This window comes from Mycobacterium kyorinense, assembly GCF_001672775.1.
GTDB classification, from domain to species: domain Bacteria; phylum Actinomycetota; class Actinomycetes; order Mycobacteriales; family Mycobacteriaceae; genus Mycobacterium; species Mycobacterium kyorinense_A.
Genome location: NZ_LZKJ01000031.1, coordinates 14,249 through 32,138, shown reverse-complemented (window position 1 = coordinate 32,138; position 17,890 = coordinate 14,249). Strand labels below are relative to the sequence as shown.

At 65.8% G+C, this 17,890-nt stretch carries 13 protein-coding genes; 10 read left to right on the top strand and 3 right to left on the bottom strand.

The genetic code is table 11. From position 1 onward, the window contains the following. Positions 1-69: 69 nt before the first annotated feature. Positions 70-354, top strand: coding sequence for a WXG100 family type VII secretion target (locus A5707_RS02160; RefSeq protein ID WP_065012885.1), 285 nt, complete (start codon positions 70-72; stop codon positions 352-354). A 13-nt stretch (positions 355-367) separates the two neighbouring features. On the opposite strand, the gene A5707_RS02155 is transcribed toward A5707_RS02160, so the two are convergent. Next, positions 368-781, bottom strand: coding sequence for a PaaI family thioesterase (locus A5707_RS02155; protein WP_065012884.1), 414 nt, complete (start codon positions 779-781; stop codon positions 368-370). Between the two features lie 376 nt (positions 782-1,157). Between A5707_RS02155 and A5707_RS02150 the strand changes: the two genes are divergently transcribed. From A5707_RS02150 to A5707_RS02110, 9 genes are all read left to right on the top strand, one after another. Then, positions 1,158-1,586, top strand: coding sequence for a BlaI/MecI/CopY family transcriptional regulator (locus A5707_RS02150; RefSeq protein ID WP_065012883.1), 429 nt, complete (start codon positions 1,158-1,160; stop codon positions 1,584-1,586). Between the two features lie 14 nt (positions 1,587-1,600). Next, entirely contained in the window at positions 1,601-2,548 is a 948-nt protein-coding gene (locus A5707_RS02145; RefSeq protein ID WP_065012882.1) for a M56 family metallopeptidase, read from the top strand. Between the two features lie 106 nt (positions 2,549-2,654). Next, a complete protein-coding gene (gene gndA / locus A5707_RS02140; RefSeq protein WP_065012881.1) occupies positions 2,655-4,112 on the top strand; it encodes an NADP-dependent phosphogluconate dehydrogenase in 1,458 nt (485 codons plus the stop codon). Between the two features lie 17 nt (positions 4,113-4,129). After that, entirely contained in the window at positions 4,130-5,566 is a 1,437-nt protein-coding gene (locus A5707_RS02135) for a GuaB1 family IMP dehydrogenase-related protein (protein WP_065012880.1), read from the top strand. A gap of 193 nt (positions 5,567-5,759) precedes the next feature. Then, positions 5,760-7,136: a hemolysin family protein gene (locus A5707_RS02130; RefSeq protein WP_065012879.1), complete on the top strand. Its 1,377-nt coding sequence runs from the start codon at positions 5,760-5,762 to the stop codon at positions 7,134-7,136. Then, entirely contained in the window at positions 7,129-8,181 is a 1,053-nt protein-coding gene (locus A5707_RS02125) for a hemolysin family protein (protein WP_065012878.1), read from the top strand. Before A5707_RS02130 ends, A5707_RS02125 begins: the two co-directional genes overlap by 8 nt. Then, positions 8,174-9,046: a 3-methyladenine DNA glycosylase gene (locus A5707_RS02120; RefSeq protein ID WP_065012877.1), complete on the top strand. Its 873-nt coding sequence runs from the start codon at positions 8,174-8,176 to the stop codon at positions 9,044-9,046. Before A5707_RS02125 ends, A5707_RS02120 begins: the two co-directional genes overlap by 8 nt. Positions 9,047-9,105: 59 nt before the next feature. Further along, positions 9,106-11,304 carry a malate synthase G gene (locus tag A5707_RS02115; protein WP_065012886.1) on the top strand — a complete coding sequence of 733 codons (2,199 nt, stop codon included), beginning with the start codon at positions 9,106-9,108 and terminating at the stop codon, positions 11,302-11,304. After that, on the top strand, positions 11,304-13,289 hold the full coding sequence (locus A5707_RS02110) for a substrate-binding domain-containing protein (RefSeq protein ID WP_065012876.1): 1,986 nt from the start codon (positions 11,304-11,306) through the stop codon (positions 13,287-13,289). The genes A5707_RS02115 and A5707_RS02110 overlap by 1 nt, the downstream gene beginning before the upstream one ends. A gap of 43 nt (positions 13,290-13,332) precedes the next feature. On the opposite strand, the gene A5707_RS22990 is transcribed toward A5707_RS02110, so the two are convergent. Both A5707_RS22990 and A5707_RS02100 read right to left on the bottom strand, forming a co-directional pair. After that, positions 13,333-14,772, bottom strand: coding sequence for a condensation domain-containing protein (locus A5707_RS22990; protein WP_197495220.1), 1,440 nt, complete (start codon positions 14,770-14,772; stop codon positions 13,333-13,335). Positions 14,773-15,240: 468 nt separating this feature from the next. Then, entirely contained in the window at positions 15,241-17,853 is a 2,613-nt protein-coding gene (locus tag A5707_RS02100; protein WP_065012874.1) for an AAA family ATPase, read from the bottom strand. Positions 17,854-17,890 lie beyond the last annotated feature (37 nt).

Below are 17,890 nucleotides of genomic sequence, written 5' to 3'. Positions count from 1 at the left end.
CGACGCCAACAACTACGAGCAACAAGAACAAGCATCCCAGCAGATCCTGAGCAGCTAGGAGAACCCGCCATGACCATTAACTACCAATTCGGGGATGTCGATGCCCACGGCGCGCTGATCCGCGCCCAGGCCGCCTCCCTGGAAGCCGAACACCAGGCCATCGTCCGCGATGTGCTTGCTGCCGGTGACTTTTGGGGCGGCGCAGGGTCGGTGGCCTGCCAGGAGTTCATCACCCAGTTGGGCCGCAACTTCCAGGTGATCTACGAACAGGCCAATGCCCACGGCCAAAAGGTGCAAACCGCGGGCAACAACATGGCCAGCACCGACTCCGCCGTCGGCTCCAGCTGGGCCTAACCGCGCGGAGCCCTCAACTCGGCGGTGCCGCCAGGTTTTGCAGCCGCACCTGACCGCGGGCGACCACCCGACCGTCATCGCCGGTCACGGTTACCACCCATAGCTGCTGCAGCCGGCCTCGGTGCAACGGTTCAGCGACGCCGTACACCGTGCCGCTGCCGATGGCGCGGAGGAAGTCGGTGTTGTTGTTGACGCCGACGACTGCACCGCCGCCATGGGCGGCCAGCCAGGTGTAGGCGGCCACGCTGGCCATGCTCTCGACCATCGAGCAGTACACGCCGCCGTGCACGATTCCAAACGGCTGCAACAGTTTTGGCTGAACATCGAGCTGCGCGCGAGCGACATCGGGAGTCAGTTCGGTGAACACCAGCCCGATTTCCTTATCGAAGGGTGCGTCGCCGTCGCTGATGCCTGGCACAGGTTCCACGCCCTTGTGTCTACACCATTTGAGGTTCGGCTCCCCGAAACGGGCGAGCCCCGCGCACTAGGCGCGGGGCTCGCCGATCGAGTAGACCGGGGGTCGCTGCAGCCCTCAGGACTCTGCCGCGGTCATCATCGCTCGATGCCATTCAGCATAGGCAAGGCTGCCCTAAATTCGCAAGGGCTGCCCGCCCAACCAAGGTGAGACCGTGTGACGACACTCACAAGTCGTGGAATGACAGCGATTCATCCGCCGTTCCCGCCGGTCGATAGGTCGGGTCACGATAAATCCGGCTGGCGGCAGGCTTTCTCTCAATGGTTCGGTACGACAGCCGGTAGTAAGCGGGGGTACGCTTACGTCATTGCTCAGGAGATGAACCTATATGGCTAAGCAAACGCGTTTAGGTGACCTCGAACGTGCGGTGATGGACCACCTGTGGTCCGCGCCCGAACCTCAAACCGTTCGTCAGGTACATGAAGCGTTGTCGATGCGACGCGACCTGGCCTACACGACAGTGATGACCGTGCTGCAACGGTTGGCCAAGAAGAACTTGGTGTCCCAAATCCGTGACGACCGCGCGCACCGCTACGCGCCGGTGCACAGTCGCGACGAACTGGTCGCCGGGCTCATGGTCGATGCACTCGACCAAGCCGCCGACTCCGGCAGTCGTCAAGCCGCGCTGGTGCATTTCGTCGAACGAGTCGGCGCCGACGAGGCGGACGCGCTGCGGCGGGCACTCGACGAGTTGGAGTCCAGCCACCGCTCCGCGTCCCCATCTGGCCGATCGGCTGGCATTCCACCCGAGAACTGAGGGACACTGGCAGCGTGTCCGCGCTGGCCTTCACTCTCCTGGCGCTGCTGCTGGTCGGCCCCATACCGGCCTTACTGGCGCGAGCGTCCTGGCCCTTGCGCGCGCCTCGCGCAGCGGTCGTGCTCTGGCAAGCCATCGCAGTAGCCGGTGTGCTCTCGGCGTTCAGCGCGGGTATCGCGATCGCCAGCCGACTGCTTGTTCCCGGTCCCGACGGCTGGCCGACGGCTACCCTGGCCGGCGACATCGGGCGATTCGGCTGGCCGCTGTGGGTACTGGACGTTGTCGTTCTCGCCCTCACGTTGCTGATCGGGGCGCGGTTGATGATCGCCGTGATCCGAGTCGCGGTCACCACCCGCCGGCGGCGGTCACATCACCGCATGCTCGTGGACCTGCTCGGCATCGCACCCGACGCGGTTTCCGCTCCGGCCTGCACCCGGGCTCACGGGCTGCGCATCCTGGAGGTCGCCCAGCCGCTGGCTTATTGCCTGCCCGGCGTCCGCAGTCGTGTGGTGGTCAGCGAGGGAGCGCTGGACTCGCTGACCGATACCGAGGTGGCCGCGATCATCAGCCACGAGCGGGCGCACCTGCGCGCCCGGCACGACCTCGTCCTCGAGGCGTTTACCGCCGTGCACGCCGCCTTTCCGCGCTTTGTCCGCAGTGCCAGCGCGCTGGACGCGGTGCAACTGCTGGTGGAGCTGCTGGCAGACGACGCCGCGGTCCGCGCAGCAGGTCGCACTCCCCTGGCCCGGGCGTTGGTGACCTGCGCGGCGGGCCGGACACCGCTGGGGGCGTTGGCCGCCGGCGGCCCCCACACGGTGCTGCGGGTACGCCGGCTCTCCGGTCGAGGCAACAGCCTGTTGCTGGCGACGAGCGCCTATCTGGCCGCGGCCGCGCTGCTGGTGGTGCCCACCGTCGCCCTGGCCGTACCGTGGCTCACCGAACTGCACCGGCTGTTCGCTTAGGTCCGGACCCCGCTTTCGGCGAATACGCTGCGGCTACCCGAATCATGCTGTGCCACAGTGTGTGATGAAACACTTGGACAGAGCCCCGACTTTGAGAGGCGAACACATGAGCTCGTCACCATCCACCGCTGCTGCCGGCACTGCGCAGATCGGAGTCACCGGCTTGGCGGTGATGGGTTCGAACATCGCCCGCAATTTCGCTCGGCACGGCTACACCGTGGCGGTGCACAACCGCTCGATCGCCAAAACCGACGCGCTGCTGGCCGAGCACGGCTCCGACGGCAACTTCGTGCGCAGCGAATCGATTCCGGAGTTCCTGGCCGCGCTGGAAAAGCCGCGCCGGGTGCTGATCATGGTCAAAGCCGGTGAGGCCACCGACGCTGTCATCAACGAGCTCGCCGACGCCATGGAGGAAGGCGACATCATCATCGACGGCGGTAACGCCCTCTACACCGACACCATCCGTCGCGAGCACGCGATGGCCGAGCGGGGGCTGCACTTCGTCGGTGCCGGCATCTCCGGCGGCGAAGAGGGTGCGCTCAACGGGCCGTCGATCATGCCGGGCGGTCCAGCCGAGTCCTACAAGTCGCTGGGCCCGTTGCTCGAAGAGATCTCCGCCCATGTCGACGGGGTGCCGTGCTGCACCCACATCGGCCCCGACGGGTCCGGGCATTTCGTCAAGATGGTGCACAACGGCATCGAGTACTCCGATATGCAGCTCATCGGCGAGGCCTACCAACTGCTGCGCGACGGGCTGGGCCTGACCGCGCCGCAGATCGCCGACATTTTCACCGACTGGAACCGCGGCGACCTGGACAGCTACCTGGTGGAGATCACCGCCGAGGTGCTGCGGCAAAAGGACGCCAAGACCGGCAAAGCACTGGTGGACGTCATCCTCGACGAGGCCGAGCAGAAGGGCACCGGCCGCTGGACCGTCAAATCCGCTCTGGATCTCGGTGTTCCGGTGACCGGCATCGCCGAGGCGGTGTTCGCCCGCGCCCTGTCTGGCTCGGTGGCTCAGCGCAAGGCCGCCGTCGGCTTGGCGTCGGGCCGGCTCGGCGAGCGCCCCGCCGACCCGGACACCTTCACCGAAGACGTCCGGCAGGCGTTGTACGCCTCCAAGATCATCGCGTATTCGCAGGGCTTCAACCAGATTCAGGCCGGCAGCGCCGAATACGACTGGAATATCACCCCCGGCGATCTGGCAACCATCTGGCGGGGCGGCTGCATCATCCGGGCGAAGTTCCTCAACCGCATCAAGGAAGCCTTCGATGCCGAGCCTGATCTGGCCAGTCTGGTTGTCGCGCCGTACTTTCGCAGTGCCGTCGAGTCGGCGATCGACAGCTGGCGTCGGGTGGTGTCCACGGCGACCCAGCTGGGTATTCCGATTCCGGGCTTTTCCTCGGCACTGTCGTATTACGACGCGCTGCGCACCGAGCGGCTGCCAGCCGCGCTCACCCAGGCCCAGCGTGACTTTTTCGGCGCGCACACCTACGGGCGGATCGACGAGCCGGGCAAGTTCCACACGCTGTGGAGCGGCGACCGCAGCGAAGTAAACGCCTAGACCGTAAGAAAGCAGCAATGAGGTTTTTGGACGGACACCGGCCCGCATATGACCTGACCTACGACGACGTCTTCATCGTGCCGAACCGCTCGGACGTGGCGTCGCGATTCGACGTCGATCTGTCCAGCGACGACGGCTCGGGCACCACGATCCCGGTGGTGGTGGCCAACATGACCGCGGTGGCGGGTCGGCGGATGGCCGAAACGGTGGCTCGCCGCGGCGGGATTGTGGTGCTGCCGCAGGACCTTCCGATCACCGCCGTGCAGCAGACGGTTGCGTTCGTCAAAAGCCGCGACTTGGTCGTCGACACCCCGGTGATGCTGGGCCCCGATGACTCGGTGTCGGATGCGACCGCACTGATTCACAAGCGGGCTCACGGCGCGGCGGTGGTCGTCTTCGAGGGCCGCCCGATCGGGCTGGTCACCGAATCCTCCTGCCAGGGCGTGGATCGCTTCACACGGGTGCGCGACATCGTCACCACCGACTTCGTCAGCGCCCCGGTCGGCACCGACCCTCGCACTGTCTTCGATCTGCTCGAGCACGCCCCGGTCGACGTCGCTGTGCTCACTGGCGCGGACGGCACGCTGGCCGGTGTCTTGACCCGGACCGGTGCGATCAGGGCCGGTATCTACACGCCGGCCATCGACGCCGCGAACCGGCTGCGCATCGCCGCGGCGGTGGGCATCAACGGCGACGTGGCCACCAAGGCGCAGGCGCTCGCCGAGGCCGGTGTGGACCTGTTGGTCATCGACACCGCCCACGGCCATCAGGTCAAGGCGTTAGACGCCATCAAGGCGGTGTCGTCGCTGGAGTTGGGGGTGCCGCTGGTCGCCGGCAACGTGGTGTCGGCCGAGGGCACCCGGGATCTGCTGAGCGCCGGCGCGGACATCGTCAAGGTCGGAGTCGGCCCGGGCGCCATGTGTACCACGCGAATGATGACCGGCGTCGGCCGTCCCCAATTCTCCGCTGTGCTCGAATGTGCCTCGGCGGCAAGGCAACTCGGCGGCTATGTGTGGGCCGACGGCGGAGTGCGGCATCCGCGGGACGTGGCGCTGGCGCTGGCGGCGGGCGCGTCGAACGTGATGATCGGATCCTGGTTCGCCGGCACCTACGAGTCCCCCGGCGACTTGATGCGTGACCGCGACGACCAGCCCTACAAAGAGAGCTACGGGATGGCCTCCAAGCGGGCGGTGGTCGCCCGCAGCGCCGCCGACACCGCCTTCGAGCGGGCCCGCAAGGCGCTGTTCGAGGAAGGGATATCGACGTCGCGCATGGGCTTGGACCCCCACCGCGGCGGCGTCGAGGATCTCATCGACCACATCACCTCGGGGGTGCGCAGCACGTGCACCTACGTCGGCGCCTCGACGCTGACCGAGTTGCACGAGCACGCGGTTGTCGGGGTGCAGTCCGCGGCGGGGTTTGCCGAGGGCCATCCGCTGCCGTTCGGCTGGTGACCGGAAGTGATTACCACTTTCGCTACCATGTGAACGTCAAACACGCAGCTACATCGAGGGAAAGGTACGACGTGCCGCAGGCACCCGTCGAGGCCGTTGGCTTCCGGGCCGAGCCGTCGTGTGCCGACTCCGAAGAGCCCGTTTCTAGCCGGCCGGGCACCGCGCCCGGCGCCCCGCGACGGCAGCTCGGCCGATGAACCATCTCGTCGTCACCCTGCTCAGCCTGGTGGCCATCGTGGTCCTCACCGCAGGCACCGCGCTGTTCGTGGCCGCCGAGTTCTCGCTGACCACACTCGAACGCAGCACCGTGGAGGCCCATGCCCGCAAGGGGGCCCGCCGCGACCGCTACGTGCAGCGCGCCCACCACACGTTGTCGTTCCAGCTGTCCGGAGCCCAGCTGGGCATCTCGATCACCACGCTGGGCACCGGTTACCTGACCGAACCGCTGGTGGCCGACCTGCCGCACCCCGCGCTGGATGCCCTTGGGGTGCCGGATCGCATCGCCCACGGCATCACCGTGTTCGTTTCGCTGGTGATCGTGACGTCGCTGTCGATGGTGTTCGGCGAGCTGGTGCCCAAGTACCTCGCGATCGCCCGCCCGCTGGCCACCGCGCGCGCCGTCGCGGGCGCGCAGCTGCTGTTCTCGCTGGTGTTCACCGTGGCGATCCGGCTGACCAACGGCACGGCGAACTGGATCCTGCGCCAGCTGGGCATCGAGCCGGCCCAGGAGCTGCGTTCGGCGCGCTCACCGGCCGAGTTGGTGTCGCTGGTGCGCACGTCGGCGCGCAGCGGCTCACTGGATCCCGCCACCGCCGCGTTGGTGCACCGATCGCTGCAGTTCGGCACGCTGTCCGCCGAGGAGCTGATGACCCCCCGATCGAAAATCGTTGCGCTGCAGAAGGACGACACCGTGGCCGACCTGGTCGCCACCGCCACCGAAACGGGATTCTCCCGGTTCCCGATCGTCGACGGCGACCTCGACGAGACCGTGGGCATCGTGCACGTCAAGCAGGTCTTCGAGGTGCCGCTCGCCGACCGGGCGAACACCCCGCTGACCGCCGTCATCCAACCGGTTGCCGTGGTGCCGTCGACGCTGGACGGCGACGCGGTGATGGCCCAGATCCGCGCCAACGGGCTGCAGACCGCTCTGGTCGTCGACGAATATGGCGGGACTGCCGGCATGGTCACTGTTGAAGACCTGATCGAGGAGATCGTCGGTGACGTGCGCGACGAACACGACGACGCCACCCCGCACGTGGTAGCCGCCGGCAACGGGTGGCGGGTGTCCGGGTTGCTGCGCATCGACGAGGTGGCCGCCGCGACCGGATACCGCGCCCCGGAGGGCGAATACGAAACGATCGGGGGCCTGGTCCTCCAGGAGCTCGGCCACATTCCGGTTGCCGGTGAGGCGGTCGAGCTGGCCGCGTTCGAACCCGAAGGTCTGTCGCGGGGCTCGACCCGCTGGCAAGCCCGGGTGGTGGGCATGGACGGCCGCCGCATCGACGTGCTCGAGTTGACCGAGTTGGCGGGTCGCAGCGACCCGACCGGGGGCGAGGACACCGATGGCTGACCTCCTGCGGGTGCTGGCGACCCTGTTTCTGATCGGTGCCAACGCGTTCTTCGTGGGCGCCGAGTTCTCGCTCATCTCAGCGCGCCGCGACCGGCTCGAAGCGTTGGCCGAGCAGGGTAGGTCCAGTGCTGTCACCGTGATCCGGGCCGGTGAGCGGCTGCCGCTGATGTTCGCGGGCGCCCAGCTGGGCATCACGGTGTCGTCGATCCTGCTCGGCCGCATCGGCGAGCCGGCTGTCGCCGATCTGCTGCAGGTCCCGTTGGACCTGCTCGGCATCTCCCATGCGGTGTTGCACACCGCGTCGTTCGTGGTTTCGCTGGGCATCGTGGTGACGCTGCATGTGCTGCTCGGCGAGATGGTGCCGAAGAACATCGCGATCGCCGGACCGGAACGGGCAGCGATGTTGCTGATCCCGCCGTATTTGGTCTACGTACGGGCCGCGCGGCCGTTCATCGCGTTGTACAACTGGTGCGCCGGCGTGATACTGCGGATGCTGCGTGTGCCGCTGCGCGACGAACTCGACGTCACAGTCTCCACCGTCGAGCTGTCCGAGATGATCGCCGAATCGGTGTCGGAAGGTCTACTCGACCCCGAAGAACACACCCGGTTGACCCGGGCGCTGCAGATCCGCACCCGGGTCGTCGCCGATGTCGCAGTGCCCGTCGCCGATATCCGCGCGGTGCCGGTCGCCGAGAAGGGTTGCGGGCCAACGATTCAGGCGGTCGAGCAAGCCCTGGCCGACACCGGTTACTCCCGGTTTCCGGTCGCCGATGTCGACGGTGGCTTCATCGGCTACCTGCACATCAAAGACTTGCTGGCGCTCGGCGACGACCCGCGGACGGTGATCGACCTGGCGACGGTGCGCCCGCTGCCGGAATTTCCCGAGTCGATGCCGCTGCCCGAGGCGCTCTCGCGGATGCGCCGCAGCAACAGCCACCTCGCGTTGGCCACCGCCGAGGACGGCGCCGTCGTCGCGATGGTGGCGCTGGAGGACCTGGTCGAAGATCTCGTCGGCACCGTGCGCGACGGAACCCACCGTGTCTGAGGTCCTCGATCCACAGCAGTGGCAGGTGCGCGCGGACGCCTATCGCGACCGCGTCGAGGGTTTCCTGCGTTCCCACCGTGCCGGCGAGCCACATCCGGTGTGGGACTTCCTATTCAGCTACTACAGCCTGCGGCCCAGACAACTGCGGTGCTGGCACCCCGGCTACGGCGTGGTGCTGGCCGGCGGCGACGCGATTCGCCGCTACCGCGGCCGGCGCGGCTACACCGTCGGCACCGACGGTGTCACGGTCAGTGACGCCCATCTACGTAGCCGCGTCGAGACGCTGCGGTTTGTGGCGCGGCTGCTGCGGGCGACCGCGCAACGGCCGGCCCGACTGAACTGCTTCGGCCTGCACGAATGGGCGATGGTTTACCGCAGCGGCGCGGTGCGCCATGACCGGGTGCCGCTGCGGCTGGGTGCCGAGGGCACCGATGCCGTGGTCGATTCGGAGGTCGCCGGGCCGCTGCGCTGCAGTCACTTCGACGCGTTCCGCTTCTTCACCAGCGACGCCGCGCCACGAAACGCCGGGGCACCCAGCCGCGCGACGCAGCAGGACTGGGAACAGCCCGGTTGCCTGCACGCCAACATGGATTTGTATAAATGGAGCTACAAGCTGAGCCCACTGATCGACTCCGAGCTGCTGCTGGACTGCCTGGAGCTGGCCGCCGCCGCCCGCGAAGTCGATATGCGGGCCAGCCCGTATGACTTGCACAGTTACGGGTACACACCTATCGCCGTCGAGCAGCCGGCCGGCCGTGCCGAGTATGTGCGTTGCCAGAGTGCCATTGCGCAACGCGCCGCGCCCCTGCGGTCCGCGCTGCTGGGACGGTGTGACCTGCTGCTGCGAGTCGCCGGTTGTCGGTAACAAGGGTGCAGGCCGGTAGGCTGAGCACGAATTTAATTTAGCCAGTGCGGAGGAGCATGATGACAGATCGCGTGCCGGTGGGGAACCTGCGCGTCGCCCAGGTGCTGTACGACTTCATCAACACCGAGGCTTTGCCTGGCACCGATATCGACCCGGACAGCTTCTGGACGGGTGTCGACAAGGTGGTCGCGGACCTGACCCCGCAGAACCGGCAGCTGCTGGCGCGCCGGGACGACCTGCAGGCCCAGATCGACAAATGGCACCGTCATCGCGTCATCGAGCCGCACGACGCCGAGGCGTACCGCCAGTTCCTCACCGACATCGGCTACCTGCTTCCCGAACCGGACGATTTCACGATCACCACCTCGAATGTCGATCCGGAGATCACCACAACCGCCGGGCCGCAATTGGTGGTGCCGGTGACCAACGCGCGCTTTGCGCTGAATGCCGCCAACGCCCGGTGGGGTTCCCTCTACGACGCGCTCTACGGCACCGACGTCATCCCGGAATCCGACGGCGCCGAACAGGGCACCAGTTACAACAAGGTGCGCGGCGACAAGGTGATCGCGTTTGCCCGCAAGTTCCTCGACGACGCGGTGCCGCTGTCCTCCGGCTCATATGCCGACGCCACGGGGTTTAAGGTCGACGACGGGCGGCTGCTGGTGAGCCTGCAGGGTGAGGAGCACGAGCGTGGCCTGGCCGATCCCGGCCAGTTCGCCGGCTACACGGGTGACGCCGAGTCCCCGGCTTCGGTGCTGCTGGTCAACCACGGGCTGCACATCGAGATCCTGATCGACCCGGAGTCGCCGATCGGCAAGACCGACGCCGCCGGCGTCAAGGACGTCGTGCTGGAGTCGGCCGTCACCACGATCATCGACTTCGAGGACGCGGTGTCCGCCGTCGACGCCGACGACAAGACCGTCGCCTACCGCAACTGGCTGGGCCTGAACAGGGGTGACCTGTCCGCGGAGGTGAATAAGGACGGTGACACGTTCACCCGGGTGCTCAACGAGGATCGCACCTACACCGCCCCGGACGGCGGCGAGTTCACCCTGCCGGGTCGCAGCTTGTTGTTCGTCCGCAACGTCGGCCATTTGATGACCAACGACGCGATCGTCAGGACCGAAGGCAACGAAGAAGAAGAGGTGTTCGAGGGCATCATGGATGCTCTGTTCACCGGCGTGGCCGCGCTGCACGGGCTCAAGGCCGGGGACGCGAACGGGCCGCTGGCCAACAGCCGCACCGGCTCGATCTACATCGTCAAGCCGAAGATGCACGGCCCCGACGAGGTCGCCTTCACCGCCGAGTTGTTCAGCCGGGTCGAAGATGTGCTCGGGTTGCCGCAGGCCACCTTGAAGGTCGGCGTGATGGACGAGGAACGGCGCACCACCCTCAATTTGAAGGCCTGCATCAAGGCCGCCGCGGACCGGATCGTCTTTATCAACACCGGCTTTTTGGACCGCACCGGTGACGAGATCCACACCTCGATGGAGGCCGGCCCGATGGTGCGCAAAGGCACCATGAAGAGCCAGCCGTGGATCCTGGGCTACGAGGACAACAACGTCGACACCGGCCTGGCCGCCGGGTTCGCCGGGCACGCTCAGATCGGCAAGGGCATGTGGACGATGACCGAACTGATGGCTGACATGGTCGAGCAAAAGATCGCCCAGCCCCGCGCCGGCGCCAGCACCGCCTGGGTGCCCTCACCGACCGCGGCGACTCTGCACGCCATGCACTACCACAAGGTCGACGTGGTGGCGGTGCAGAAGGAACTCGCCGGCGAGCAGCGCACGAGTGTCGACCAGTTGCTGACGATCCCGCTGGCCAAGGAGCTGGCCTGGGCTCCCGAGGAGATCCGCGAAGAGGTCGACAACAACTGCCAGTCCATCCTGGGATATGTGGTGCGCTGGATCGACCAAGGTGTCGGATCCTCGAAGGTGCCCGACATCCACAACGTCGCGTTGATGGAAGACCGTGCGACACTTCGCATCTCCAGCCAGTTGTTGGCCAATTGGCTGCGGCACGGCGTGATCACAGCGGAGGACGTGCGGGCCAGCCTGGAGCGGATGGCGCCGATGGTCGACCAGCAGAATGCCGACGATTCGGCCTACCTGCCGATGGCGCCCAACTTCGACGACAGCATCGCGTTCCTGGCTGCCGAGGAACTGATCCTGTCTGGTGCGCAGCAACCCAACGGCTACACCGAGCCGATTCTGCACCGGCGGCGTCGCGAGTTTAAAGCCCGCTCGAGTGGCTGATGGGTAGGCACAGCATCCCGGATCCCGACGAGTCCGCGGGTGAACCGCCCGAGGACCGATCGGACGACTACTTCGACAGCAGGGCGCATTCCGAGGCCGACGATTATCCCGATGAGTTCGTAGACGACCCCGGCTTCGCCGACTACGACGAGGGCAGCGCCGAGCAGGCCGCCGAGGAGTTTCCCGATTTCGCGCGACGCGGAGAGCGGACACCTGCTGCGGCGTCCGCCGGCGGCGGTCACAGCGCCCGGGACTGGGTGCGGCGCCACCGCAGCGACGGCGGACCGCGCGGGGTCAGCATCGGCGTGATCGCCGCGTTGGTCGCGGTGGTGGTGGTGGTCGCCACCGTCATCCTGTGGCGCTTTTTCGGTGACGCGCTCTCCAACCGCTCACACACCGCCGCCGGGCGCTGCGTCGACGGGAAGCAATCCGTCGCCGTCGTCGTCGATCCGTCGATCGCCGAACCGGTGCAGCAGTTGGCCGACCGGTACAACGCGTCGGCGACGCCTGTCGGTGACCGCTGCGTGGCGATCGACGTGAAGCCGGCCGGGTCCGACGCCGTCGTCAACGGCTTCGTCGGGAACTGGCCGGCCGATCTCGGTGAGCGACCGGCGCTGTGGATTCCGGCCAGCTCGGTGTCGTCGGCGCGGCTGGTGGCTGCCGCCGGACAGCAAACCATCAGCGACAGCCGCTCGCTGGTCACCTCGCCGGTGCTGCTGGCTGTCCGCCCCGAACTTCAACGTGCGCTGGGCAGCCAGAACTGGTCGACGCTGCCCGATTTGCAGACCAAACCCGACGCGCTGGCCGGTGTGAAACTGCCGGCTTGGGGCTCGTTGCGACTGGCGGTGCCGATCAGCGGCAACAGCGATGCGGCGTATCTGGCAGCCGAGGCGGTGGCTGCCGCAACCGCGCCACCCGGCGCGCCGCCCACCGCAGGCGTCGGCGCCGTGCGCACCCTGGTCGGCGCTCAGCCCAAACTCGCCGACAACTCGCTAACCGAGGCGATGAACTCGCTGCTCAAGCCCGGCGATCCGGCAACGGCGCCGGTGCATGCGGTGGTCACCACCGAACAGCAACTGTTCCAGCGCGGGCAGTCGCTTCCGGACGCGGCCAGCGTGCTGAGTTCTTGGCTGCCGCCCGGGCCGGCCGCCGTCGCCGACTATCCGACGGTGCTGCTGAGCGGTTCGTGGCTCTCGCAGGAGCAGATGTCGGCGGCCAGTGCGTTCGCCCGGTTCATGCACAAACCCGACCAGCTCGCCGAGTTGGCCAAGGCCGGTTTCCGGGCCGAGGGAACCAAACCGCCGAGCAGCGACGTCACCAGTTTCGCGGCGCTGCCGTCGACGCTGTCGGTGGGTGACGACGCGATGCGGGCTACGTTGGCCGGCACCTTGACCACCCCGTCCAACGGACCGGCGGCCATCATCATGCTCGACCAGTCGATGGTCACCGACGAGGGCGGAAAATCCCGGCTGGCCAATGTGGTTGCCGCGCTGAACGATCGGATCCGGGCACTGCCACCGGCCTCGGTGGTCGGCTTGTGGACGTTCGACGGCAAGGAAGGCCGCGCCGAAGTGTCACCGGGTCCGCTCGGCGACTCAGTGGACGGCCAGCCCCGGTCGGCGGTGCTGACGGCCGCGCTGGACAAGCAATATTCGTCGGCCGGTGGCGCGGTGTCGTTCACCACGCTGCGCTTGGTCTACCAGGCCGCGCAAGCGAATTTCCAGGACGGGCAGACGAATTCGGTCCTGGTGATTACGGCCGGGCCGCACACCGACCAGACGCTCGACGGTTCAGGTCTGCAGGACTTCATCCGGACCAGCAACGACCCTGCCAAACCGATTGCGGTCAACGTCATCGACTTCGGCGGGGACCCAGACCGGTCGACGTGGGAAGCCGTCGCGCAACTCTCCGGGGGCAGCTACCACAATCTGGCGACCTCGGCGTCGCCCGAATTGGCCAGCGTCGTCAGCACGTTACTGGGCTGAGCCGGCGCCCCATCAGGCGAACGCGGCCGCGGGGCCGGTTGCATCAACTGGATCTGACTCGCAGCGCAGGTGATCCATTTCCGCGTTGGCGGAAGTGTCCGGACATCACCTTCCATCCACCTCCCCAAAGCCCCCACCGTTTGTCTGCGGCAGCGCTGTGACCCTGCTCGGCCGGATCGAGGAGTTCGACCAGATCGATCCGCTGCTTCGGATCAGCGATAACAGCCTGCAAAAAGCCCTCCATCTGATCGGTGAAACGGCTCAGATCTTGATCGGTATACAGCAGCCCATTTGCGTCAATCTGAATGTGCACCCTGCACGATTCCCCGTTGTCGGCGTCACGCGCATAATATGCGGAGATGGAGAGATCATCGCAGGCCCCGAGCGTCGCTCCCAGGAAAGCTCCCCTACTCCCAGCGAAGTCCAGGTTGCCGGGAAATGGCACCACGTTGATAACAGGCCCGAACCGGTTTGTGCGCTTTCTCAGGTCCGTTGCGCATTGAATCTCCGGAATGTGATAGCGAGTATGGAGAAGCAGTGTCCCGATCTCTCGATCGAGCGACTTGGCAAAATCCACGAATTCCACACCCTGCGAGACGGTGACCCGCACCGGAACAGCATTTGAGAGCATGCACGGCGTACTCCACCCCACGCCGAGCCGGTTAGCGACCGCTAGCTGAATCGGAAACTCCGGCGCGCACGACGCACGGCTTAAACACCCAACCAGCGACGCGGTCAAAAACCGAGGCAGCGACAAGCCGACATCGTCTGCTGCTTTTTTCAAGCAAGTCGCGGCCTCTCCCGCGAACTCCACGCTCTGATGGAGGGTCGCCGGGTGGCGGGGCCACGTTCGGCGTTGGGCGATGGTTACCGGGTCTGGCCATGCATCGGTGTAATTGGCCCAGAATTGTTTATCGGTGATGAAGTCTTCAGAACTTCGGTACGCCGAATCACTTCGCGTGAGCATTTCCGGATTTGAAAATTTCGGTTGAGAGGGGTTGTCTCCCGATTTCAGGGCAGTGTATACCTCCGATATGCGGCGGAGGGCAATTAGTACACCGAATCCGTCGCATACTATGCGGTGAGCAACGATAAATAACGCGTGTCGTAACTCATCGATTCTGATCAGCCCAGCTCTGTACGGGATGTCATGGCGCAAGTCGAAGGCTTGACTTGTCAGGTCCGAAACTAGACCACGAGCCACGGATTCTGGGTTATCCGTTTGGCTGATGTCGACGAACTCTGGTCTCCAGGCCTCCGGGCTGCGTAGTGTCTGGTGCACCCCCTGTTGGTCTTCGCCAAATCTGACACGCAGCGTCGGAGTCTCACGGCACACGTGACGTAATGCTGCATCCATCACGAGGTGATCTAGCGGGCCGGATATTTCAAGATGGCCGGAGATATTGTTGGGAAGATTCGGCGCCAATCTCTGGACAACCCATAAAGCCTCCTGCGCAGACGAGACTCCGATGCGACCGTCCAATTCGCTAGCCCCCCGCGACAGACGGTGGCGCCATCAAGGTTCCTGGCAGCTCGACACTATGGCTCACGCCGGCAACCGTTGACGCGCAAGGTGGCCTGACCTTGCAGCGCCGCGGTGAGAGACGATCGGCCATGATCGATACATCACCCCCCATTCCTTCGTGCGTTGGCTCGGGGTGTGGATGATGCACAGCGAGTGCACTACTTGAGTCGTGGTCTCGGCACTGTGGCTGACTCACATCCCCCCGGCCTGCGCCTCAGCAGGAAACCTAAGGTTTCATGCGCGGGAACGTACGGCCTCTTCGTGGTGGCGTCAGCAGATTTCATTGGATTGGGCACACATGAGGTAGTGGTCCGACATCGTTGAAGTAGTTCTCCGACATGCCCTGAGTAGTGAAGCGTCGTGCAGGGAGTAGGGATCCGACACACGTAAAATATTCGCCTGCAACGGAACCGAGCCGACGTCGTCTTAGGCCGACGGCCGATCCACATTCAATAAGTGAATGAGCTGATCGCGGCGGCTGATGCCGAGTTTGGCGAAGATGCGATAAAGGTGTCCCTCCGCTGTCCGCACGGAGACGCACAATCGATCGGCGATCTGACGGTTGGACAAACCGGCGGCGACCAGCATCGTAATCTCGTTTTCACGGTCGGTGATCGGTAGCGGTCGCGCCCCGGCGGCGACGGCAGGCGTTCGGATGTCGCCCTGCTTGGCCAGCCGGTATGCCCGGATCGACGACTCTACCTCCTTACCGCGGCAAGCGTTGCGTGCGTGTTCTCCCGCTGCTTGGGCCGCCGCGTCGGCAGCTAGCGCAACTGCACCGATACCAGCGAACCGATCAGCCGCATCGTCGAGCAGGCCGCCGTCGTGCTCAGCCACGCCGCGGGCATGCATCGCGACCGCCTCCGCCAAAGGTGTGTTCAGCGCCTTCCCTAGCTCTGCCATCCTTTCAGCACAGGAACGATCGCCGAACCGAATAGCAGTGTGCAAGGCGCGCATCTCGATTGCGTTCATCCCGGATGCTTGCGCGATCTGCGCGGCCCGCACTGAATGCATCTGGGCGGCCGTTGTCTCGCCGACGGACGCCTGTTGCCATGCCCTGGCGAGTTCGAGTTCCGGCAAGAACACGGCAACTTGGGGTCCGTAAGCCTCCTCAGAACTGCGCAGCGCGGCAGCGGCAGCTTCGCTGTTGCCCCGTGCGCCTTCGGCCTGCACGCGCCAGGCGGATAAAAGCATCAACCAGCCCGGTGGAAAGCCTTGCGCCATAGCTAATCTCGAGGCCTGAAAGGCAGTACAGGCAGCTGGCAGCGCACCGCGGGCAAGCTGCACGAGTCCGAGCATTGCGTGGACAAAGGCGTCTGCCTCAGGCCCCACCGTCGCCGCTGGTGCATGGCGTTCCCACACCCGCTCAGCCGCAACGTATTTGCCCTCGCCCGTCGCTGCGACGACCTCAGCCAACGCCATGACGTACTGGTGTGGTCCCTGTTGGTCGGGCACAGCTGCTTGCACCACCTCCGTGATGCGGTGGCTTTGGCAGGGCCGCCCGGTAAGCGCCGACACCCAGGATGTTCCCGTAGCTACCAACCTCGCTGTCAACGGTTGCACATCGGATCCGCCCAATGACAGCCCCAGGGCGATCGCGGGCTGGAAATCACCTGAGAAGCAGGCAAATACCCCCTCCATGGCGGTGACGAGGTCGTCCGCCGCCTGTGTATCAGCGCGATCTCTCACGCCAGCGAGGAGCTGCCGTGCCTGCGCAACCCGTCCGCAATCAAAGAACAGGTTCGCGGCCCGCAGACACGTCCACTGCGCGATCAGCCACTCGTCGGCGCCGTCGGGGTCTGCGTCGGAAAGCACAGTCTCGGCGGCGTCGCCGAGTCCTTTCCAACTCATCGCCTGAGCTAGCACGATCGCGGCTGCCACGCCACCACCGTGGTCGAATGCGAATTTGGCCAGTTCCTCGGCGCAGGCAATGTTCGACATTGACACCGCGCTGGCGGCTGCTTCGATGATCAGCTCGAGGTCGGGGGCCAGGTCGCTTCGCATCATGAACTGGGCCAGTTGAATTCGAGTGCGCACGTCGGGTGTATTCGTCTGCTGCTCTCGGATGTGCATTTGCTTGCGGAGATGTTCAGCGAGCATCCCGTTGAGCTGCCGCCGGCGCACCACGCCAGCGCGTTGGATCGCCGATTCACCCAAGACCGGGTGGGTCAAGTGAGCCACCGTGTGTGATTCGTCGGTAACCAATTCGAGTACTCCGAGGCGCTCAAGGCGCGCCACTGTGTCAGAGTCGCAAACTTCGCGCAGGATCTCCCAGTTGAGGACTCCTGCGGTGGCAACGACCTCTACGACCTCCAATTCCCCAGCGGTCATGGAGCGCAGGCGGGACTCGAGAAGATCGTTGAGTTCGCGGTCTGGATGCAGCGCGCCGCGCAAGTGCCAGCCATGTTCCGTGCAGACCAGCGCGCCGCTCTCCTTGGACGAATTCAACAAACCACGCAGCATGAGCGGGTTGCCGGCAGTCTGGCCATGCAGCTCTTTGGCTAATCGAGGCTCGACGGCGCCGCCGAGGACGGTGCGGATGAGCTCCTCGGATTGCTGCCGGGTGAACGCTTTGAGATGTAGACGAAGTAGCAGTCCGTCTTTCCACAGCGCTGTCACCGTGTCAGACACAACGTCGCCCGAGCGGATTGTCACGATCATTCGCACGCTGCCACTGGCAGCGAGGTGGTACACCAACGACGCCGACCACGGATCGAGTAGCTGGGCGTCATCGACGACAAGAACCAGATTTTCTTCCTGCTCCAGCCGGCTTTTGGCGGTCGCCAGCATGACGGCGGGTTCAGACGCCGTGTCGAGGGGCGTCAACCAGAAAAATGCGCCGAAGGGCACCGCACTCGCGGTTTCGGTGCCGAACGCAAACCGGACCGGACGTCCGCGCGACCTGACAGTTTCGGCGATGGCACGGGCCAACGTCGATTTGCCGACACCGGTGTCGCCCACCAACACGACACCGTGGTGAGCCACGTCGGCGTCGAGTGCCGCTAACGCTCGGCGGACCTCGTCATCGCGGCCCACCATCGGCCACCCCGACCCGCTACTTGTTTGCACTGGGCCC